General features: G+C 55.9%; 20 protein-coding genes. 2 read left to right on the top strand and 18 right to left on the bottom strand.

The genetic code is table 11. The features are described from left to right. Window positions 1-40 precede the first annotated feature (40 nt). Genes Q0835_RS10030 through Q0835_RS10010 form a run of 5 tightly spaced genes read right to left on the bottom strand, consistent with a single transcriptional unit; the run spans window position 41 to window position 4,748 of the window. The gene (locus Q0835_RS10030; protein ID WP_152504120.1) at window positions 41-883 is read right to left on the bottom strand and encodes a carbohydrate ABC transporter permease; all 843 of its coding nucleotides are present in this window, start codon (window positions 881-883) and stop codon (window positions 41-43) included. Window positions 884-915: 32 nt separating this feature from the next. After that, the gene (locus tag Q0835_RS10025; RefSeq protein ID WP_298819649.1) at window positions 916-1,812 is read right to left on the bottom strand and encodes a sugar ABC transporter permease; all 897 of its coding nucleotides are present in this window, start codon (window positions 1,810-1,812) and stop codon (window positions 916-918) included. Window positions 1,813-1,839: 27 nt separating this feature from the next. After that, on the bottom strand, window positions 1,840-2,559 hold the full coding sequence (locus Q0835_RS10020) for a class II aldolase/adducin family protein (RefSeq protein WP_298960782.1): 720 nt from the start codon (window positions 2,557-2,559) through the stop codon (window positions 1,840-1,842). After that, window positions 2,556-3,377 carry an HAD-IIB family hydrolase gene (locus Q0835_RS10015; RefSeq protein WP_298960780.1) on the bottom strand — a complete coding sequence of 274 codons (822 nt, stop codon included), beginning with the start codon at window positions 3,375-3,377 and terminating at the stop codon, window positions 2,556-2,558. Before Q0835_RS10015 ends, Q0835_RS10020 begins: the two co-directional genes overlap by 4 nt. A gap of 3 nt (window positions 3,378-3,380) precedes the next feature. Beyond that, window positions 3,381-4,748, bottom strand: coding sequence for a sn-glycerol-1-phosphate dehydrogenase (locus Q0835_RS10010; RefSeq protein WP_298960777.1), 1,368 nt, complete (start codon window positions 4,746-4,748; stop codon window positions 3,381-3,383). A 99-nt stretch (window positions 4,749-4,847) separates the two neighbouring features. On the opposite strand from Q0835_RS10010, the gene Q0835_RS10005 reads away from it, so the two are divergent. Together Q0835_RS10005 and Q0835_RS10000 are read left to right on the top strand one after the other, a co-directional pair. Next, complete coding sequence (locus Q0835_RS10005; protein WP_298960775.1) at window positions 4,848-5,837, top strand: sugar-binding transcriptional regulator; 990 nt, start codon at window positions 4,848-4,850, stop codon at window positions 5,835-5,837. Beyond that, window positions 5,834-7,315, top strand: a complete 1,482-nt coding sequence (locus Q0835_RS10000) for an FGGY-family carbohydrate kinase (protein WP_298960774.1) — start codon at window positions 5,834-5,836, stop codon at window positions 7,313-7,315. Before Q0835_RS10005 ends, Q0835_RS10000 begins: the two co-directional genes overlap by 4 nt. 10 nt (window positions 7,316-7,325) lie before the next feature. Here Q0835_RS10000 and Q0835_RS09995 read toward each other — a convergent pair whose 3' ends face one another. The 13 genes from Q0835_RS09995 to Q0835_RS09935 all read right to left on the bottom strand — a co-directional run. Continuing rightward, window positions 7,326-8,144 carry a TIGR01459 family HAD-type hydrolase gene (locus Q0835_RS09995; protein ID WP_298960772.1) on the bottom strand — a complete coding sequence of 273 codons (819 nt, stop codon included), beginning with the start codon at window positions 8,142-8,144 and terminating at the stop codon, window positions 7,326-7,328. Then, window positions 8,141-9,400, bottom strand: coding sequence for an FGGY-family carbohydrate kinase (locus Q0835_RS09990; protein ID WP_298960770.1), 1,260 nt, complete (start codon window positions 9,398-9,400; stop codon window positions 8,141-8,143). The genes Q0835_RS09995 and Q0835_RS09990 overlap by 4 nt, the downstream gene beginning before the upstream one ends. Then, window positions 9,397-10,467 (bottom strand): class II aldolase/adducin family protein, encoded by a 1,071-nt coding sequence (locus Q0835_RS09985; protein WP_298960767.1) that lies wholly within the window; start codon window positions 10,465-10,467, stop codon window positions 9,397-9,399. The genes Q0835_RS09990 and Q0835_RS09985 overlap by 4 nt, the downstream gene beginning before the upstream one ends. Next, entirely contained in the window at window positions 10,451-12,022 is a 1,572-nt protein-coding gene (locus Q0835_RS09980) for a glycerol-3-phosphate dehydrogenase (RefSeq protein ID WP_298961165.1), read from the bottom strand. The genes Q0835_RS09985 and Q0835_RS09980 overlap by 17 nt, the downstream gene beginning before the upstream one ends. Window positions 12,023-12,038: 16 nt before the next feature. Further along, the gene (locus Q0835_RS09975; RefSeq protein ID WP_298960765.1) at window positions 12,039-13,076 is read right to left on the bottom strand and encodes a 2-hydroxyacid dehydrogenase; all 1,038 of its coding nucleotides are present in this window, start codon (window positions 13,074-13,076) and stop codon (window positions 12,039-12,041) included. After that, entirely contained in the window at window positions 13,076-14,638 is a 1,563-nt protein-coding gene (locus Q0835_RS09970; RefSeq protein ID WP_298960763.1) for an FGGY-family carbohydrate kinase, read from the bottom strand. Before Q0835_RS09970 ends, Q0835_RS09975 begins: the two co-directional genes overlap by 1 nt. Beyond that, the gene (locus tag Q0835_RS09965) at window positions 14,635-15,759 is read right to left on the bottom strand and encodes an ABC transporter ATP-binding protein (protein WP_298960761.1); all 1,125 of its coding nucleotides are present in this window, start codon (window positions 15,757-15,759) and stop codon (window positions 14,635-14,637) included. The genes Q0835_RS09970 and Q0835_RS09965 overlap by 4 nt, the downstream gene beginning before the upstream one ends. Next, the gene (locus tag Q0835_RS09960) at window positions 15,756-16,862 is read right to left on the bottom strand and encodes an ABC transporter ATP-binding protein (RefSeq protein WP_298960759.1); all 1,107 of its coding nucleotides are present in this window, start codon (window positions 16,860-16,862) and stop codon (window positions 15,756-15,758) included. Before Q0835_RS09960 ends, Q0835_RS09965 begins: the two co-directional genes overlap by 4 nt. A gap of 4 nt (window positions 16,863-16,866) precedes the next feature. After that, window positions 16,867-17,724, bottom strand: coding sequence for a carbohydrate ABC transporter permease (locus Q0835_RS09955; RefSeq protein ID WP_298819622.1), 858 nt, complete (start codon window positions 17,722-17,724; stop codon window positions 16,867-16,869). 1 nt (window position 17,725) lies between these two features. Next, a complete protein-coding gene (locus tag Q0835_RS09950) occupies window positions 17,726-18,640 on the bottom strand; it encodes a sugar ABC transporter permease (RefSeq protein ID WP_298819620.1) in 915 nt (304 codons plus the stop codon). 86 nt (window positions 18,641-18,726) lie between these two features. Next, window positions 18,727-20,166, bottom strand: coding sequence for an extracellular solute-binding protein (locus tag Q0835_RS09945; protein WP_298819619.1), 1,440 nt, complete (start codon window positions 20,164-20,166; stop codon window positions 18,727-18,729). Window positions 20,167-20,202: 36 nt separating this feature from the next. Continuing rightward, entirely contained in the window at window positions 20,203-21,162 is a 960-nt protein-coding gene (locus Q0835_RS09940) for a sugar-binding transcriptional regulator (protein WP_298960757.1), read from the bottom strand. A gap of 256 nt (window positions 21,163-21,418) precedes the next feature. Next, window positions 21,419-21,745 (bottom strand): hypothetical protein (locus Q0835_RS09935; protein ID WP_298960755.1); only part of this gene is annotated, 327 nt, incomplete at its 5' end.

The raw sequence follows: 21,745 nt of genomic DNA, 5'->3' as shown, positions 1-21,745 counted from the left end.
CCATGATACTTGATTGATGGTCCCGTAAAGACAGTTTCTCCTATTGCTTGAGGGAACCGAGCGTCAGCCCGCGGACCAGCTGTTTCTGGACCAGCAGGATGAATAAAAACGCCGGAGCCATCGCAGCCACTCCCAAGGCCGCCATGTTGCCCCAGGCGGTGCCTGTGGACGTTACGAAGCTCGAAGACACGACCGGCACCGTTTTCAGTCCGGTCTGCGTCAAGGTCAGAACAAAAATGAATTCGGTCCAGGAAAAGATGAAACAAAGAACCGCCGTCGCGGCGATTCCGCCCTTGGCCATCGGCAAAATGATCCGGCGGAAAATCTTCCACCGCGATGCGCCGTCGACGATCGCGCTTTCATCTATCTCTCTTGGGATGTCGTCGAAAAAGCTCTTGAGCAGTAGAACCGCCAGCGGCAGGTTCATCAGAGCATGGATCAGGATGATGCCCGTATAGGAATCCATCAGTCCAATGTCCTTGTAGATGAAGAACATCGGGATCGCGACGGCCACGGGCGGCATCATCCGGGTTGAAAGAACCCAGGCGACAAAGTGATGCCGGCCGCGGAAATCCATACGGCTCAGCGCATAGGCCGCAAAGGTCGAAATGGCGATTGCAAGCGCAGTGGAAAACAGTGCAACGACAATGGAATCCCACAACCGGGGCGCCATGTAGAAGTTCCCTCCGCCGGGCAGCACCTCCTGCTGCCGCAGGAAGCCGAACGAAATACCGAAGACCTCTTCGAAATTTCGAAGCGTTGGCGTGAACGACCAGACTGTTGGCGGAACGGAGAAGATCTCCTTGGCTTCCTTGAAGGCCGTCGTACCCCAGTAATAGAGAGGGAACACGAACAGTGCCGTAATGAACCACGCGGCGGCCATGCGCGAATAGCGCCGATATTTGCTCTCGACAATCACCAGCGCACCTTCGCAATCCAGATAAAGAGATTGGCGATGACCAGTATCAGCACCAGACTGACAAGGCTGATGGTCGCCCCATAGCCCCACTTGATGAAGCTGAACGTTTGCTGCCAGGCGTAGAGGGACAACGTGTATGTGGAGGTTCCCGGCCCTCCCGAGGTCATGACGAACATGTAGTCAAAGGCGCGAAACAGATCGATGCCACGGATCAGTACCGCTACGGCGATGACCTTGGACATCATCGGCAAGGTAATCCTGCGGAAAGTCTGAAAGGCAGACGCGCCGTCCAGCATCGCGGCCTCGTAAGGCTCTTGCGGCAACGATCGCAATCCGGCCAGAAAGATCAACACCATGAAGGGTGTCCATTGCCAGATATCGGCCAGCATGACCCCAGCAAGGGCCGTTGAACTTGTGGCCAGAATTGGATCCTGACCGCTCAAGATGCCCATGGCTTCGAGGATATATGTGAGAACACCGAACTCGGGGTCTTCCATCAGCAGGAACATCATTCCGGTGATGGCGGGCGGGATAACCAGAGTCAGTGTCAGAAGGCCCCGCAAAAGGCCGAACCCTGGCTCATCTGAATCCAGAAGAAGCGCAATGATCATGCCCAATACGACCTGGATCGCCAGAAGCACGAAAAAGTAGGTGAACGTGACGGATAGCGCTTCCCAGAACCGTGGGTCGGCAAACAGGTTGCTCCAGTTTTCCGTCCCCACATAAACCAGGCGGCGCTTGAGAGGAACGTACTCGTGGAAAGAAAGCCAGATGTTGTAAAACAGCGGGTAGATCGTGAAAACCACAAGCATAGCAACCAGCGGCGCAAGCCAAGGCACCGGGCTATCGCCGGTGATATAGCCTTGCAATCCTTTGGTTCTCACAAACGCCATGCTGACCCTCCCAAGTTCATGGCACCATTACTTTCTCTTCGCCGGTGTCTTTTTGGGAGCCCGTCGCCTCGGCTTCGGTTTCTTGTCGGCCTCGCTGTCCTGAAGGCCATAGCCCGCGAACCCGCGATGGGTGTCGTCGATCGCGGCGTCACTCAAGAGAACCGGACCGCCAATGACGAGGCTGAGGTAATACTGTTTTGCGATGGTTTCGAGTTCGATTGCCCGCCACATGGCCTTGGCAAGATTTTCGCCAATTGCGATCATACCGTGGTTGGCAAGAAGGCAAGCTGTACGGTCGGTCATTGCCTCTATGGCAAGTTCCGAGAGCTCCTCAGATCCGAAAGTCGCGTATCCCGCGCAACGGACGTTGTTTCCGCCGAACGCGGCGACCATGTAGTGGCAGGACGGGATCTCTTTTCGGGCAATAGCAAGCGTCGTGCAATAGGTCGGGTGCGCGTGAACCACCGCACCCGCGTCAGGGCGACCGTGCAGAAGCTTTTGATGGAACCGCCATTCTGTTGACGGTTTCAACGGCCCCTCGTATCTGCCGCTTGTATCGTCCAGTCCGACGGATGCAATCATGTCCGGCGTCATCTGATCGTAAGGCGTCGCTGACGGTGAAATCAGCATCCGGTCCTCAAATCGGACGGAAATGTTTCCGGACGTGCCCTGATTGATACCGCTGGCATTCATCTCCTTGCAGCGAGCGATGATCTCCTCACGCAGAGCCAATTCGGCCTTTTTCATGCACTTATTCTCCTGTCTGAGATATTCTTTGCGGCAATCAGCACGTCCGCCAGTTCGGCAAATCCAGCCCCGCCCCGTTCGGAGGCGATCCAGCCGGGCTCTGCTTCGATGCGGCCCTTGAAATCCAGAACGTTGGCGACGCCGCAGGCATTGGGGAAATAACCGAACATGGGAGCGTCATTGGGACTGTCTCCGCAAAAGACGATCCGGTCTTTTTCGGTATCGAGATCAACGCCCAGCACATCGGAAGTGAACCGCCGTGTCATGGTCAGCTTGTCATAGGCTCCGTACCAGCCATTGACGTGGATGGACGACACTTTTGCAACTGCACCTTCGTCTTCGAAAATGGCCTTGATCCGTTCGACATCCTGTTGGTGCAGCGGGGTGACGTCTTCGCAAAAATCGATCGCAAGATCCGCTTCGCGAAAGGACTGATCCGCCGAAACCGCAGAACCGGGAACTTCTTTCAGGATACGTTCCGCAATTTTTTCGTAACGGATCTGGTTGTGTCGGCGCACGGAGTCGCTTGTTGCAAACACACGGATCATTTTCCGTGCGCCCCGGTCGTAGGCGTAGTAAAGCGCGCCGTTCTCCCCGACCACACCGTCAACCGGCCAGAACCGCGCAATCATATCGCACCAGCCGGCAGGTCTGCCCGTAATCGCCGCGACACGAAACCCGGCAGCTTTCAATCTCTCAAGCGCGGAATATGCCTTTGCCGGGAGGCTGCCATCGGTCGTCAGCGTATCGTCAATATCCGCCATAACCGTGTGAATGGAGGCCGCCGTTTCAACTGGCATTGCATCGAGAGGTCTCACGCGTCAGACCTCCCTTGCCGCGAAATCGTCCAGCAGACCTGCATCGCACGCAAGGTCTGCAAACGAGAACCGGTTCCGCATTTCATGGGCATGACGCACCGCTTCACGGTAGAAATCGGATGAGAGTCCAAGGTCCTTTCCGCTGGTCGAGCCCCCAACCTGCGTGAGCTTGGCAAGCATTGCCTCCACCGGATCCACCAGTTTCCTGCAGTCCGCACGCAGCTCCTGCCAGATATCCTGGAGATGTTCGTTCAAGCGGGCAGCACCGTCTTCGTCCAGCGCTTTCTTTCGATATTCGGCTTCGCATTGCGCAGCGATTTCAGGACCCATCCGGCGTACCATGTCGTCGCCGTCGACCTTTGTCGGACGAACCTCCGGCGGCTTCTCCTGATCGAGGTACCACTGCTGAATGCGGCCCATACTCAAGGTTGCGACGCCGACCTGTTCGCCGTGGAGCGTTCCCTTGTGCTGATCGCGCGCAAAACAATCGATGTAGTGGGAAATCTGATGCTCGCCCATGGAGCCGTGATTGGAGACTTTGGTGAACGCAACCCCGAGACCCGACAGAACAAGTGCTCTGACGAGATACCCAACCGCTGTGATATCTCCCGCTTGCAAACCGGATGCATGCGCTTCCAGCATGCCTTCGTCCGGCTCACTGATGAGGTATGGTTCAAGCCGGAACTGGCTGCCCAGAAGCTTGTGCGACATCCACCAGTCGATCCTGGCAACGCTGTTGCACAGACAGTCGCCAAATCCGGCTGCTGCCATTCGGCTCGGAGCACGCGCAATGACATCCAGATCGAGAAAAACGCCCTTTGGCGCATGCGCCGGCAACGAAATTTTCAGACCGCTCGGCAAGCCCATCGAAGCTGTCGTCGATGCGTACCCATCCATCGATGCAGCGGTTCCAAAAACGCAATAGGGGCGCTTGGTATGAGCTGTCACATATTTGGTCAGGTCGTTTACTGTGCCCGAACCGACCGCGATGACAGACGAAAAGTTTTGCAGTCGCTGCTCGAGAGCATCCGCTTCTTCAACGGTCGCATGCGGTCGCCCGGACAGGATGATTTCGCTGATCTTGAAACCGTTCTGAGTAAGGTTTCGCGCAATCCGTGCTCCCGCAGCGTCCCAAGTGTTGGCATCGGCGACCATCGCGGTTGAATCGCCGATGCCCACGGAGCGGGCGAGGTCCGCCTCCTCTCCGTCAATTGATTCCGAAATCAAGATCTTGTCGACCGGTGCTCTTGGTCCAGCTGCACCCGTTTCCGGATTGACCCAGCGACCCAGATAGACGTCCTCAATATGCTCCATCCAACCGTTTTCCGGTCGTTCTGGTAAAGATGAAGACTGGCGACTAATTGAGGACATTTACTAACCTTCGGCTCATGCATGACAAATGACAACATCTATTGACATTTGTCAAATCGAAATTCAGACTCCCAGGATCACAAAGGCAAAAGAACGAAAATGTCAGACACTCAAAAGGACGGATCAGGCGGGGAAAGCGCAAGATTCATCGAGGACACCACAGCCTGGGCAACCTGGCTCTACTATGCTGAGTCCCGGACGCAGGCCGAAGTTGCCAAGGCACTCGGCGTCTCGCGTGCATCTGTAGCGAATTATCTCGCCGATGCCCGGCGGCGTGGCCTTGTGACCATCAGTCTCGCACCCGACCTTCTTGAGCAGGCCGATCTCAGCCAGAAACTGGCCACACGTTTCAATCTCAAGGGCGCTTTCATTGCACCTGAAGTCAGCGAAGAAGACGGCGACCCCAAGTCGCTTCGAAAGCGTCTGGGCATTGCCGGTGCACAAATTCTTTTGTCTCGATTGAAAAAAGACATGACGCTCGGTGTGGCTTGGGGGCGGACCATGCTGGAACTGGCAAACGCATTGCCGGAACGCCGGCAGGAAAGCCTGCGTGTGGTGCAGGTCTCCGGAAGTTCCCTTGGTGACGATGCCTCCTCGCCGGAAGCGTGCACCTTGTTCATTGCGAACCGTCTCGGTGCAAGGTGTCATAACTTTCACGCACCCGCCGTGGTGACAACACCCGATCTTCGAACGGCGCTTTTGGGAGAGCCATCTCTGAAACGCCACTTTGAACGCGTGCACAGCTGTAACACTGTTGTCTTTGGTGTCGGGGAACTGAATGACGAAACCAGGTGGGCTGATGGCAACAACCTCATCCAGCCCTCCGCCGAGGAATACATGAAGGCAGGCGCAGCCGGCATTGTCATCGGACGTTTTATTGATGACCGGGGAAATGCTTTGGAAGGCCCGCTTACAGGACTTCAGATCGGCATGGAATTGCAGGATCTCAAGGCCGTTCCGGAACGCATTTGCGTTGCAGGCGGACAGGAGAAGCTTGGGGCTCTTCATGCGTGCCTCACTGGAGGATATGTGACCGATCTCGTGACCGACAGGACAACTGCCGAGCATTTGTTGAGGGAGGACGAATGACAAAGGATCTGGTCATCGGGCTGGACAGCTCAACGCAATCAACCAAGGCGATTGCCTGGACAGCATCTGGAAAACCGTTGGCGGAGGGGCGTGCTTCAATCTCCCTGTCGCAACCAAAGCCCGGCTGGGTTGAACAGGATGTCGAAGACTGGTGGTCAGCTGCATGCAAATCACTGCGCGCCCTTTCCGAAGAAATCGACACGTCCCGCGTTGCGGCGCTTGCGATCTCCAATCAACGCGAAACAGTTGCCTTTCTGGATGAACAAGGTCAGGCGATCCGTCCCGCGGTTGTCTGGTTGGATGAGCGTGCGAAAGAGGAAGTCGGACTGCTGTCGCAAGAGATCGGACAGGACAGGCTGCACCGAACCTCCGGAAAACCGATCGACATCACTCCGGTGATCTACCGTCTCTCCTGGTTTCAACGCCACGAACCGGAGATCATGAAAAGAACCGCGAAGTTCGCTGACGTTCATTGCTTTTTGTCAGGCCGGCTTACGGGAAACTGGACCTCCAGCTGGACAAGCGCTGACCCCTTTGGCGTTCTCGACATTGCAACCATGTCCTGGTCCGAAGACTTCCTCAGGCATCTGAGCGTCAGCGCTGGCCAGTTCGGTGCTCTGGCGCGTCCCGGAACACTGGTTGGTCACGTGACCGCGCAAGCCGCAGACCTGACAGGATTGCCGGAAGGACTGCCCCTCATTGCTGCCGGTGGAGACGGGCAGTGCGCGGGGCTGGGTGTCAATGGGGCTCGGGAAGGCGTCATTTATCTCAATCTGGGCACCGCGCTCATCACAGGCGCCTGGGCTCCTGATCCCATGATCAGCCTCAATTGGCGGACAATGACGTCCCCGACAGGGAATGGATACTTTCTGGAAGGCTGTCAGCGCGCGGGTGCCTTTTTGCTGAACTGGTTTGTCGACACATTCGCAGGTGGCAGGAATGACCCCACCGTGTTTTCCAAACTCGAGGCGGAGGCTGAACAAATCCCGATCGGTTCTGAAGGGGTAACCGTTTGTCCTTATCTGACCGGCAGTATGGACCCCCATTGGGATACTGGCGCACGCGCAAGCTTCAATGGCATGTCGTCGAACCATGGGCTGGGTCATCTTTACCGTGCCATCCTGGAAGCAATGACGCTTGAAAGCGCCAGAGCCATAACAGCGATGAAGGCAAACGGCCTGAAGATCGAAAAGATCGTTGCCGTCGGCGGCGGCGGCAACAGCGCACTCTGGACGCGGATGTTTGCGGACGCGACCGGACTGCCGGTTCATATCAGCCAAAGCCTTGAGGCATCTTCACTTGGTGCTGCGATGAGCGCGGCCTTTGGTGCCGGCTGGTTCCAAAACCTTGATCAAGCCGCCGCCGCGATGAGCGAAGAAAGCGCGCCTGTTGTGCCGGATCCCGAACAATTTCAGGCCTGGAATGACTTGTCTTCCCGGCAATTCGCCAGTTACCGGCCTGAATACACCGGCCCTTGATGTCGCTCGATCAAAAGCGAAGTGACGGTATGGAAAAATCAGGTGCAACGTCGACATTGTCGGCCTTTGCCTGAACACCATTTGCGATTAGCAGTGTCCTGCATCCAACCGCTGCCGCGCCTGCAATGTCGTGATGATGACTGTCGCCGATCATCAGAACCCTGGAAGGTTCCAGTGACCCCAATGTCTCCAAAGACCTGAAAAAAATCTCCGCCCCGGGTTTGCCGACAAAAACGACCTGCCCGCCGGCTTGCTCGTAGTCAGCGGCAACAAGACCGGGACCAAAGGCGGCTCTGCCGTTCACATAAACCATATGATCCGGATTGGCGCAGATTGCCGGAACGCCCCGTTCCGCCAACGGACGCAACATCGTCAGGTAGTCTTGCCGCGACAAGACTTCCGGCTGAAGCCCTGAAATGAAAACCAGCCTGGTCGAGGAACTGATTTCGTCGGAGAGTTCCAACCCAAGCCCCTCCAGCACCGTGACATCGCTTTCGCGGGTCAGGTTCAGTACAGCATCTCCTTGCGAAATCGAGCCGCCTTTCAGCATCTTCAGGACCTGATCCCGCGCTACCATACCCGAAGTGACAACGTCCGCGATCAGGTCGGGTGTAAATCCAAACCGATCAAGGCGTTGCCGGTTGGGATCTTTCATGCGGCCTGAATTGGTAATGGCGACAACGGGAACCCCTGCAGCTGCGACCCTTTTAAGGCAGGGCACCGCGTCCTCGAACGGTTCGACGCCGTCATGCAGAACACCGAACTGATCTATGAGAATGCCGTCGAATTGTTGCAGGATATCTCCAAGGCCGGAGATTTCTATCGTCATGTCTGTCCCTTCAAGAATGACCAGGCAATGCGCGCTGATCCTGCTGCGGCCTCTCCGGAGGCCACCGTTGCGACCGGCACAGACAACAACCGTGAACGCAGACGTGTCCAGACTTGGTTTTCAGCGCCCCCGCCGACCGACCGGATCGACTTCAACTTCGGTCCGCCAAGTTCCATCAAACGCTGATAGCCCAACAACTCGATATTGGCGATACCTTCAAGCAACCCATGCAGGAACATGTGTGCTGCATCGGGACGGGGGCTGACCCTTGAGGCAAGGCCAGGATCACCGATCGGGAATCTCTCACCCTGTTTTGGCAAGGGATAATAGTCGAGCCCGCACGAAACGTCCGGGTCAATCAATTGGCTCAGGGCAGCAATTTCGTCGGGTGAAAAATGCACTGCCAAGGCACCTCCACCACTGTTCGACGCGCCACCGGCAAGCCATTGGCTGCCGATACGATGACTGTAGATACCGAATTCGGGTGCAAAAATCGGATGGTCCGACAAGAGTTTGATTGTCATTGTCGTCCCGAGTGCGGTGACACCGTCCCCCGGGCTGGAAGCGCCGGTTGCCAAAAAGGAAGCACATCCGTCCGAAACACCGGCCACGACTGGAATACCTTCTGGCAACCCGAATGCGCCTGAGGTCGTTCCGGTCTGCGTGCCTGTGGCAACAACATCCGGCAACAATTCTGCCCGGATACCAGTCTCAGCTATCCAGTCGGGCCATGCTCTGGCAATCGGATCGTACCCGGTTTTCAGGGCGTTGCTTTCATCGCTTGGCATGGCTTTGTCTGTGAGCAGTTCAGCTATCCAGTCCGCCTGGTGGGCAATACGGGCAATGCCCGTGCGACGCTGCAGAGAAATTGACCTTGCAAGTGCGGAGCTTGAACCATGCGCCGCACTTTGCCTCGGAGCCACTTTCGCAATTGCCTGAGGGATCTCCAGATCGCCGACCACATCATTATACATCAGCGCTGAGCCGATTGGTTGATCATGGGAATCCAGAGCCAGGACGGTGCCGGATGTTCCGTCGACGCAAATAGCTTCGATATCGTGAGAAGGTATGGTCTGAAGCATTGATGAAAGCGCTTCGTCCAGCGCTGCGGACCAGACCGCGGGATCGTTCCGCTCTCCTGACGAGAGATCCATCGCGGCCTTCGAGACGGAGACCACATGGAATTGCGCATCAAGCGCTGCAACCCTGACGCCTGACGTGCCGACATCGATACCAATGGCAAGACCCTTGCTCATGCCCGCGCGCTTTCCGTGCTGTTGAGAGACTGACGAAGCTTCTCGGCATCCCAGTTGATCAACGCGTCTTCCTGTTCATCCGTGAGTCGCTCCAATTCGGCGCTCGGATCAACCCTTACAAGCACATCACCGAACGCCCGCACAAGCGTAAGCGTTGCCGCATTCGCGGTCTCCGGTACTGCAACACCCTGGCCTGGACAAATCACGAGTTTCCGTTCTGAGCGCGCCTTCGAACCTCGAACAGCCGCTTCGGCAGCCGTTTCGGTATCATTCGCAACCACGCATCCAGGGCCCAGGAACACGACATGATCGGGGTAGAGTGAATTGCCGTTGGCAAGCGCCAACAAATGGTCATCGAATGCAAGTGACTGTGTTGTGGGAAAAGGGGCCGCTTTCCAGCCGCTACCCTTCAGCGATCTCTGCCAGTCAGAGTTTGGTTCCGCCCCCCGTGCAATCGCCACCGGCTCAAGCAGGCACGAAACCTCATAGATCCGTTGCAAGGCTTCCTTGACCGTGTCACCAGTTGCAACCAAACCATGATTGCCTAGGATCAGCACTTTCGTCTTCGCAGTGATGCGTTCAAGAATCCCGCGCGCAAGATCCAGACCCGGCTTGAAGTAGGGAATGAACACGGCATCCAGGCCGGCCAGCCTATGCCGGACAATTTCTTCAGCATCAGTCCTCGCGGCAACCGCGATCGTTGCAACGCAATGCGTATGCAGCACGACAGGTGTGTCGAGGATAGCATGAACCGAGGTTTCTATCGACGAATGAAGCGCGGGTGCACCTTCGACAGACGCAAGAAAACTGACCGTGTCTTCTGCGCTTTCGCTCCCGGCGTTGAGAGCCACGCAAAACCGGTCGGCATCAACCGGGACCATGATGTCGCGCTCATTTGCCTCCGCCAGCCAGGTTCCGGAGGCCTTTATCCACATTCTGCCGTTTTTCTTGAGTGAGGTATTCCCACCGGGCCCTTGCACTTGCAGCGGGTTCTTTCCCAACTCAGCTGAAGCGGTTCGTAGCCTTGCAAATTCCGCGCTGCTCCGCAGCTCAAGAAACGGGTTCATGGACCGCCTGTCTCCTTTCAAGCCAGTTTTCAAATTCTGATTTTTCGGCCGAGGTCAGAAACAATCCGTGTTTGGTCCGTCGAAGCAAAAAGTCTTCCGAACTGACGGCCCACTCCTCGCGCAACAGCCAATCTGCTTCCTTCTCAAAAAAGGCACCGCCAAAGTGCTCGCCCAGGTCGCCGATGTCGTTGACACCATCCAGCAGTCGCACAGCGTCGGTGCCGTAGCATCGCGCCAGGTGAAGCAGCAATGTCTCCGGCAGATAGGAAAAACGCCTTTTGAACCCGGTGAACCAGGCATCGAAATTCTTGTCCGGCAGATCTCCTCCCGGCAGTGGCGTATCGGCGGTCCAGGCGCCGCCCATCTCGGGAAAATAGGGTGACAGCATCTGAAGCGCCTGTTCCGACAACTTTCTATAGGTCGTCAGTTTCCCGCCGAAGGCGGAGAGCAGAGGAGGTTGATCGCTGTCTGGTTCCAGCGAACCGTCAAGCTCGAACTGATAGTCGCGTGTGACAGCCGACGCACTCTTGTTTGCGTCATCGTCGAAGAGCGGACGCACACCGGAATAGTTGAACAGAACGTCTTCTGCCTTGAATTCTTGATCGAAATAGCTTCTCAGGATTTCGAGCAAATAGTCGACTTCGGATGGGTCGATTGCGACGTCCTCCGCACGGCCTTCGAAGGGAATGTCTGTCGTCCCGATCAACGCCATGTCGTCAAAATAGGGATTTACGAAGATCAGACGTTTGTCCGGTGCCTGCAGGACATATCCGTGATCTCCCTGCCACCATTTCGGCATGACAAGATGACTGCCTTTCACAAGGCGAACACTCATCCTGGAATTTACACCCGCCACTTCTCCGAGAACCTTCTCGACCCACGGCCCGGCCGCGTTGACGACAGCTTTAGCGAAGACAGTTGTTGCAGGCTTCCCCTCTCCTTTCAGCTCCGCGCGCCACACGTTCCCGTACCGCCGGGCGGACATGCAGGCCGTCCTGGTAAAGACCTGTGCGCCACGCCTGGAGGCATCAACGGCATTCAGGGCCACAAGGCGCGCATCGTCTATCCAGACGTCCCAGTAACTGAAACCCTTGGTGAACCTTTCTTTCAACCGTTCACCGGCCAGATTCTTGCGCAAATCGATCGCACTCGATCCCGGAACCCGCTTGCGCCCGCCCAGATTGTCGTAAAGAAACAACCCTAACCGAATGAGCCAACGGGGCCTTTGTTCGGGACTGTGAGGAAGGACCAGCTGCAACGGCCATGACAAATGAGGGGCAGCTTCCAGAACAACCTCGCGCTCGTTCAGCGCCTCGCGAACCAGTCTGAATTCGTAGTATTCAAGATATCGCAGACCACCGTGAATGTACTTTCCCGAACGCGAGGAAGTCCCTTCGCCGAGATCTCCCTTTTCGCACAGGATAACGGAGAGACCGCGTCCGGCCGCGTCGCGGGCAACACCTGCACCGTTGATCCCGCCACCTATGACAAGCAGATCCACAGGTCGCTCCGGAGATCTCCCCTCCGGTTCATACTTGGAATGGTCAGGCGTCATCAGGTTCACGGAAACCTCAACACGGACTGAGTGGTGGCTCGTCGGAAATCCATCGCCGGATTTCTTCGGCAATCCTTTGTGCGGCAATTTTCACTGTCTTCTGGGATGCGCCGGCTATGTGAGGGGTGAGCGTCACATTGGGGAGCTGCAGAAGGGGATCATTCGGATCGGTCGGCTCGACAGCAAATGTCTCCAGCATCGCGCCACCAAGTTGCCCGCTCGACAGGACTTCGAAAAGCGCCTGGTAATCCATCAAGGGACCACGTGCGGTATTGATAACCACGGCACCGGGCTTCATCGCGGCAAATTGATCCTTGCCGATCATCCCGGTGGTTTCCTTGGTGACCCTGGGATGCAGCGTTACAACGTCGGACTCGCTCAACAAACGGTCCAGCGCAACCTGCTCAACACCGTCCTGACTGTCTTCTACAGATAACTGAACATATGGATCTGTGACGAGGATCTTGCTGCCAAAGGCTCTCAGCAGCTTGACGACGCGGGTTCCCACATTACCGTATCCAATGACACCGATGCACATGTCGGACAATTCGTTTCCGACGATGTCGGCGCGGTAAAGATCACCTCGATAGTCGCCTTTCCGCAACGAGTCATGGCCTTTGGTGATGTTGCGTGTCTCTGCAATGATCGCCCCGATAGTGAATTCGGCAACGGCAGATGCGTTGCGGCCGGGCGTGTTCACAACAAGAACACCTCGTTCGCGCGCTTCGTCCATTGCGATGTTGACGGGTCCACCACGGGAGACCCCGACCAGCTTGAGATTGGGTGCGGCTTCCAGAACACCGACCGAAACGGGAGCTAGATGAGTTACAAGCACCTGCGCATCCTGCAGATGATCGAGCACCAACTCCGGCGTCCCCAAATATTCCTTTAAACCCTCCAGCCCCGGTGTCGCATAGCCATGCTCCATCGGTTCGTCTGGCCAGGCGAGGTCGATACACTTGCAGGTTACGCGATCGCCACATGAGGCAAGAATTTCCCGTTCAAATACGGAAGAACCCATGAACCTGTCGCCGATGATTGCCACTGTTGTCATCAACTCAGCTCCCGCCTGGCTTTCGATTGACTTGACCACACGTGCGGAAGTGCACGCCGGGTTTCCAGATATGTGTCGAACAGGCCGTTATAGAGAGGCATCAACTCCTCATCAGGCAGTTCGGCATCGTTGAGATGCGGCTTGACCCATACATCGACCGCCGAAGCCACGTCTTCAAAAAGGCCTTGCTGAACTGCGGCAATCATCGCCGCTCCCGCAGCTCCTGCTTCCGGTTGCGCTATTGTACGCACGGGTGCTCCGAGACCTGCGGCAAGCAGCGTCCGAAATGCCTTCGATTTAGCGGCACCGCCTGTAAGCCTGATTTCCCCCGGGACGTTGCCCATGGTTTCGTAGCAGTCTCTTCCTGCGAGTATGAGGCCATCGAAAACGGCACGCAGCATGTCAGCCCAGGTTGTTCCCTGATCGAGGCCCGTCCAGCTTGCGCGTGCATCGGGATTGGTGAAAGGTCCCCGTTCGCCTGCAGACGAAATATAGGGATGATAGAACGCGCTGCCCGGTCTTGCTCCGATGACAAGATCGTCTATCGCGGCAAGAAGCATTTCCGGTTCCACGCGCATGTTCTGCGTTGCGCAGATCTGGGAGGCGATCCCGAGCGCCCAATCGATATTCAACGTGGCAGCCATGTTTGTTTGCATTTGTGCAAAGGCACCACCCGGAAACGGCATGGTATAACCGCACTGCGCATCGTTCAGGACCACAGCCTCTGCGTCAGGCACGAAACGCATGTGCATTCCTGTCGAACCAAGAATGGTCAGTCCGGGTGCGGCCGCCGGATCATAAAGACCCGCACCAAGCGCACTGCACATGACATCCACAAGTCCGAGGCAAATCGGGGTCCCCTGCGTCAGACCGCACGCTTTCGCTGCTTCGTCAGACAAGCCATGGGAAACAACCGACCCGTCTATGATTGGCGGCAAAAGTTCCTTGTGATCCGCCAGTCCGAGGGCGTCGATCACTTCAGGACTGTAGGTTCTTGTCCGGTAGTCACCGAACGTGAAAACGCCTTCCGAAATATCGGAGACCCGAACCCCGGTGAGTTTGAAATAGAGCCAGTCCTTGCAATGAAATGCCGTCGAAGCCCTCTTAATGAGATCGGGAGCATTGTCCCGCATCCAACACAGATGGGTTCGCATCTGACACACATTGATGCCGGTAGCGGTACGCTGATAGATGACGTGGCATTCTGCGCCTTCGGCCAAGTGCCTTGACGTTTCGGCGGCCCGTGCATCAAGCCACAACCAACCATCATGCACAGGCTCGCCGTTCCGGTCGATGAGCCAGGTCCCGTCCCCTTGACCGGTGACGGCGACAGCGGCGCATCTTGAAGCACACTCAGGGACTGAATCAACCAGCTGACCCAGCACCGCAACCGTGTCGCGCCACGTTCGGTTCATGTCCTGTTCAACACCGCCATTTGCGAGCGACGTATATTCATTTCTCCGGCTCGCAAGCGCGATCTGGTGCCCCGACAGATCAAACGCCACAGCCTTGATCACGGAAGTACCGGCGTCGACCCCGATGATGAGATCCTTTTCGCTCATGCCAGGTTTCCTCCATGGCTGAGCGCATCACCAGATTTTGTATCGAATATGTGCAGATCGGCCGCTGCGATCGACACATTGATCTGATCACCCGGCCTTGGCAACGCCAGGTCATGAACAACCGACACAATGCTTGCACCCGCAAACCGCGCCGCAATATGCGTCTGATCGCCAAGCCACTGGTTTGCAAAGACCTCGGCCGGCAACCCTTCTTCCGTGAGTTGAACCGAATGTGGGCGAATGCCAATCATGATCCCGTTATCATGCTGGATGCGTTGCCGAAGTTCCTCTGAAAACGCGGTCACTGGATATCTCAACGCCGTGTCAGCCGACAGACGCAGTTCAACCTGGTCGTCCGAAACACCGGCAACAGCCGAGAAGAGATTCATCGGCGGCTCTCCGATAAACGCGCCTGTAAAGATGTTCGCCGGCCTGTTTTTCAGGTTTTCCGGTGTATCGAACTGCTGAAGAATGCCACCTTCCATTACAGCGATCCGGTCCGCCAGCGCGTTCGCTTCGGTCTGGTCGTGGGTTACCAGTATCGCCGTTAGCTCATGCTCCTTGATATAGTGCTTGATCCTGCCACGAAGGATCGCCCGCAATTGAGGCTCAAGCTGACCCATAGGTTCATCCAGAACATGGAGATCCGCGCGCCGTATGAGCGCCCGGCCCAAACTTGCTCTTTGCTGCTGGCCACCGGAAATAGCATTGGGACGCTTGTCGAGAATGTCGCTGATTTCCAGAAGTGCCGCGATTTGTTCGACCCGATTGTCGACGTCGGATTGCGGGAGCTTCTCGGACTTGAGCGCGAATGCAATATTCTCCCTGATGCTCAAAGGCGGATAAAGAGAGTATCCCTCAAATGCCATGGCAACACCGCGTTTGGCCGGAGCAAGTCGGTCAATTCGGCGCCCGTCAATTGAGACCTCACCGGCGCTTACCTCTTCAAAACCTGCGATCATCCGCAACGTGGATGTCTTTCCGCAACCGGACGACCCAAGCAGTGCCACGATCTCTCCACGCTCGACTTCAAGGTCGAGATCCTGCACAGCATGCACTTCGTGATCTGTACCGGGATTGTAGCGTTTGTTGATCGAATTCAGATGAAGTTGCGCTGTCATGCCGCCTCCTCCACCTGATTTCCGTCAGGTTCGGGTGCGATACGCTGCCCTGTCGCCCGGTCAAACAGGATCGCGTCTTGAGCAGCGATCTGAAGGTTTACCTCCGGTCCGGCAGGAACCGGATCTTGCGCGGGCTGCGACAACAGGATTTCCCGGCCGCGCAGGGTCGTCGCCAGAGTGACGGTCTTTTCATTGAAGGGCGTAACCGCCTCAATCGTTACCGGAAAGCCGCCTTCTTTGGCAAAAGAGAGTGCCTCCGGCCTCAGGCCAACGATACAGTCTCTGCCGGCAACACCTGGAAAACGGCCGTGAAAATCGACCCTCTGGTCGGAGAGGAAAGCGTGCAGGCCGCGATCATCTTGCTTTGGCACCACATCGAGAAGGTTGATTGTCGGGTCGCCGAAAAGCTGTGCGATTTGCGTATTCTCCGGCCTTCTGTAGATGTCTTCCGGCGATCCGATTTGAACGATATTTCCCTGATCGAGCACGGCAATCCGGTCGCCCAGGGCCATGGCTTCTTTATAGTCCTGAGTGACATAGATGATCGTTGCGCCGCGGTCTGCCAGCAGCCGCGGTAACTCCAGCCTCATTTCAAATCTCAGCTTCGCATCGACATTGCGCAGCGGATCATCAAGCAGAAGAATCTTCGGCTCCGCAACAAGTGCCCTGGCAAGCGCGGTTCGCTGCTTCTGACCGTTGGAAAGCGCTTTTGGAGCATGTGAAAGCACGTGCTCGATCTTCAACAACCGGGCAACGGCATCGACTTTCGTTCGGATCTCTGACGCGGACATGCGCTTGGAGGTCAGCGAACTGGCGATATTGTCATAGGCTGTCATATGCGGGAACAGCGCGAAGTTCTGAAAGGCCATACCAATACCGCGATATTCAGGGGGAACCGAGGTAACGTCCTCCCCCCCGATCGCGATGAATCCGCCATCAGGGTCTATAGCGCCCGCGATGCTGCGCAACAGGACTGTCTTGCCAGCACCGGACCGCCCGAACAAAACCAGCGTTCCACCCTCCGGGACGCTGAGCGACACGCCGTCCAGAACGATTTCGTCACCGAACGATTTTGACAATGATTTGAGTTCAAGAAATCCCATCTGGTCAGCCCTTCACCGCACCGAGGGAGAGCCCTTCGACAAGATATTTTTGTGCCCAGAGTGCAAGCGCGAGCGTCGGTGCGATCGACAGCACGATTGCCGCGGCGATCTGGCCATATTGGATTCCGGATGCGGTTACGAAGGCGAGTGCCCCGACTGTGACTGGCTGCTTGTCAGCAGAGGCCAGCACGAGCGCGAATATGAAGTTGTTCCAGGCGAATATGAATGCAAGCAGGCCGGCGGCCGCGATGCCCGGGCCAGCAAGCGGCAATGCTATTTTTCGGAACGTCGAGAACCAGCTGTGGCCGGCGATCCGATAGGCATATTCAATGTCTGGAGAAATATCCTCGAAATAGCCGCGCACGATCCACAAGATCAACGGAAGACAAATCAACTGATAGACCCAAACCAGGCCAAGATAGGTGTCTGCCAGACCGATTTCCTGAAAATAGAGTGTCAGCGGCAAAAGAACCAGCAAAGGCGGGGCAAATCGAAAGGACAGCAAGGTGAAGGCTATGTCTTCGGACCCCTTGAATTTGTGCCGCGCGAAGGCGTAGGCCGCCGGCACTCCCAGACACAGTGCGACCGCCACCGAGCAGACAGACAGGATGATCGAATTCATCAGATTGTTCACGAAGTTGATGCCCATGCTGGCAACGTTGGAGTCCAGGCGGCCTGCAAGAATTGCCAGATAGTTGTCGAATGTTGGAACGAAGGACATTGATGGCGGCGAACGTAGGATCGTTTCATTCGTCTGAAGGCTCATGAGTACGATCCAGAAAATCGGAAACATGAAAAAGATCACGATGATCGAAAGCGCGACACGCCGGAACCAGCGCTCCAGGAAAGAAGTATGATCCATGTCACGCGCCCCCTTTTGCGCGTTCACGCAGCCGCAGCCAGTTCTTGACGAAAATGTTCGAGAGTACATACGTGATGGCCCAGAGGATCAGCAGCAGTGCCGCGGACCGCCCGACATTCGTCGACTGGAAGAAATTCAGATAAGCCTCGACCTGAAACACCATCAAAGTGTCGCCCGGCCCACCCTGGGTCATGGCGTAAATGATGTCGAACTGCTGAATTGAGTCGAGGAGGCGGAACAGAGCGGCCGTCAGAATGTAAGGCATCAGCATGGGCAGTGTTATCCGCCAGAACTGCTCAAGTTGCGGCACACCATCCAAAGCCGCGGCCTCGAAAGGCTGGGTGGGAAGCGAGCGCAGCCCGGCCAGGAGCAGGATCATCATGAATGGTGTATAGACCCAGATATCCACGAGGATCACGGTAAAGAGGGCCGTGTCCGGTGACGAACCCCATCTAAAATCGTCAAAGCCGACTACTTGCATGAAATAGCTCAGGATACCGAAGTTCGGATTTGTCATCAGCTTGAACATCAGCGCGGCCAGTGCGGGCGCTGTCATCAGAGGCAGGAGCAACATGATGGAAATGAAGTTATTGACACGACTGCGCTTTTTCAAAAGCAGCGCAATCGCCAGTCCGAGCAGCAATTCCAGAACCACAGTGGATCCGGCATAGACAAGCGACACCTTCAACGTGTTCCAAAAATCAGCGTCAGTCAAAAACCTGACGTAGTTTTCGCCCCAGTTCATTTCCCGGTTCCAGGGCTGGGACATCCGATAGCGCTGGAGTGAATAATAGATTGCCGTCACGAAAGGAATGAGAATGCCGATGCAAACGATCAATGCCGGCAAGCTCAAAACATAAGGAAGCATCCTGGGCGAAATGAATTGGCGTCGCCGGGTCATCACGGTGTCAGTCATAAAAACACCAGGTTTGGAGAAACATTGTTGAAAGGATAAGAACGGCATACGCGACGTTGGGAGCCGCGTATGCCGCAGGCTGCGACCTATCTCAATCCCGCTTCACTGAGCTGAGAATTCATGCTCTGAGCGAGTTGATCAAGGCCTTCATCGACCGGCACTTCGTTGGCGACCATCCTTTGCAAGGTGGCTGCCCATTCGGTTGTCAGGTCGAAGAACAAGGGCTGCGCGGTGAACTTGATCGACGCACCGGGTGCCGAGACATCGTGCATCTCGACATAGCCAGGATAGTTCTTGTTCAACCGCTCACGGAAAAGGTCACTGTCCCAAACGGACTTGCGGACAGGGTTCACGAAATCCATTTCCGTTGCCCCGAACAAGCCGTGCTCCGGACCCGAAGCCCACTGCATGAAGTACCAGGTCGCATCCAGATCCTTGGAGAATTTCGTCATGGCAAGCGACCAGATCCAGATATTCGGTGTCGGTGCCGAGGCTGCCGGGTTCGCAGCAAATGGTGCGAACTGCAGCTGTCCCGCCATTGCATTCTCACCGCCATTCATGAAGTAACCCAGAATATCGGCATCGAAGATCATAGCCGACTTGCCGGCTCCAAGATCCGTGCCCACCTGGTACCAGGTATGGGTTGACCAGTCACTGGCACCGCTTTCCTGGATCATCTTGACCCATTTGGCATGGAACTCTTTTGATCCTGGCGTGTTCATTGCCGCACTCAGCTTGCCGCCATCATTGCTCAGATCGGATTCGCCGAAATTCGCATAAGCGGAGAGGAAGCCCGGATGGATCGTTGCCCATGAGCGCGACCCGCGGACACCTATTCCGTAAACACCGTCGTTCCCTGCCTGCACGGCGGCAGCAGCTTCCAGCATCTCGTCCAGGTTGGTCGGCACTTTCACACCGGCCTTTTCAAACATGGCAGCGTTAAAGGTCAGATTGTTCTGCTCGTAGCCCCAGGGGATGCACCATTGCTTGGCATCGTCAGAGCCAAGTTCACCACCCGGGACACCGTTCCACGCACAGGATTTGCGCACGCCTTCCAGCATGTCATCCCAATTGTAGTTCGGATTGGTTTTTGAAGGATCGTTGATCCATTCATTGTGATCGACAATCCACCCCGCCGGACCGTAGGTCCAGGTCATGTAGGCCCCGGTCATAAAGGCATCATACTCACTGGAACGGGAGGACAGCGCCGCTGTAACTTTGTCGAAATAAACGTCTTCTGGAAAAATGTCGTAGCTGACATCCATCCCGGTCAATTCTTTGAAGGCCGGCAGATTGGCAATCATGGCATCCGTATAGGGATGCTTGTTCAACAGCAGCTTGACGCTTTTGCCCTTGTGCTTTTGCCAATCGAAATCAGCCGCAAGCGCGTTTGACGCCATCATGTTGTAGAGCGTGCCAGCAGATGCTGCGGTCATCCCGAGCCCGCCAAGACGTCGGATAAGCGCTCTGCGATCCATTTCCCCGCGCAAGAACGCCCCTATGGCATCTTTTTCCTTGTCGTACATCCTTATTTCCTCCCTGGTGAAATTTGGCGCACCGCGTCATTTTTGATCTTCTAAAAGCGCCTTGGCTGTTACCTCGTCAGTCAATAGTCCGGTCAAATGTCCATTCCTGAGTGCAGCTGTGATCGCCCTGACTTTGGTTGCTCCTCCAGCAATCGCGGTCACTTCCCGGCCCTTCAGGCTTTCGATCGGCGGCGCCATGACGCGCTGGTCGAACTCTGTTTCGATCTGGCGTCCTTCAATGTCGAAAAACTGGCCTAAAAGCTCGGCAACGGCACCACTTTCGCGCAGCTCTTTCGTGCGGTTTGGATCATCAATGGCCGTGTCGATGATGCTTCCCTTATCAGGTTCAAGGCTGCCGACACCCAGAACGACAAGAGACGCCTCATCGATCAGAGCCATTGTGTCCGCAATTCCGAATTGCTTCGTCATCACCATCTTGTCCGCGGCACTGTTGGCATAAAGCGGGGCCGGTAGAAGGTGTGCTTCAGCACCTGTTTTCTGGGCCAGGCGATATATGACGTCATATGGATTTGCGGCATAGGAGCGTGTAAGGCCGCCGAGAACCGACACAAACTGCTTTCCGACCACCGGATCCCGCCCCATCGCATTCACGGATGCGGTAAGCGTGCGGCCATTTCCAAGGCCAATGATCTTGTGACGGCTTCCGCTCGACACTTCCATAAGATATTGGGCACCGACAGTGGCAAGCGAGCGCAGCGGCATCGGTCCACTTTCCGGTATCTCCATCGCGACACGGCAGAAATTCAAGCCGAACCGCTCCATGAGCTGGCGCTCAAGCATGACGCATTCGGTGGCTTCCACGTCGACAAAAATCTGAACCAGACCGTCGGCCTGAGCACGTGCAATCAAACGATGCGCACGCGTATTGGTGACATTGAGATGACGAGCAACTTCACCCTGAGTCAATCCTCCGACGAAATGCAACCAGGCAGCTCGCGCTGCAACGTCCGGATTGTTTTTAGCTTCAATTGCCATTCACATCACTCAAAGTGCAAAATATTGCGGTGATGCAAAATATTGCACTTTGAGTTTGGAAGGTCAAGTTCATGATCGCATCGGGGCCGTACCCCACTTGATCAATCATCGGAATACCTATGAAAACCCATCATCAAAGCTTCAAAGACCGTCTCGACACCGACATGGAATTAGAGAGATAAATCATTGTTTCCACAAACCAAATCAGCACGCCGCGGCAACTCAAATCGATACTTCCTGATAGGAAGCAACGGTTTCAAGTGTCTGCGGTTCGAAACCAAAACAAAATTTTTAAGTCCAACAATGGAGAAACTTTTGCACCAGGACCCTTGCCTTTTGTCGTAGGTTTTTCCCATTCGCCTTCGTCTATTTGCGTTGAGCGCGTTGGGATATTTTGTTGTTTTGATTTGATTTTGGTTCTCATTGCACCAAAACAAAAAAGCCGCCCTGTAGGGGCGGCTTTTTTTTGTTGGTTGCGGGAGCAGGATTTGGTTTTTCTGCCCCTTTGCGTCGGGCTTTGCCCTCCTTGATGGGGCCCGGGGAGGTTCTCGCCTGTATCCGTTACCCGAATACGACAACAGCC

The sequence above is a fragment of the uncultured Roseibium sp. genome, from assembly GCF_947499295.1.
Lineage (GTDB): Bacteria > Pseudomonadota > Alphaproteobacteria > Rhizobiales > Stappiaceae > Roseibium.
The sequence above is the reverse complement of the archived record's forward strand: the minus strand, read 5'-3'. Positions and strand labels throughout refer to the sequence as shown.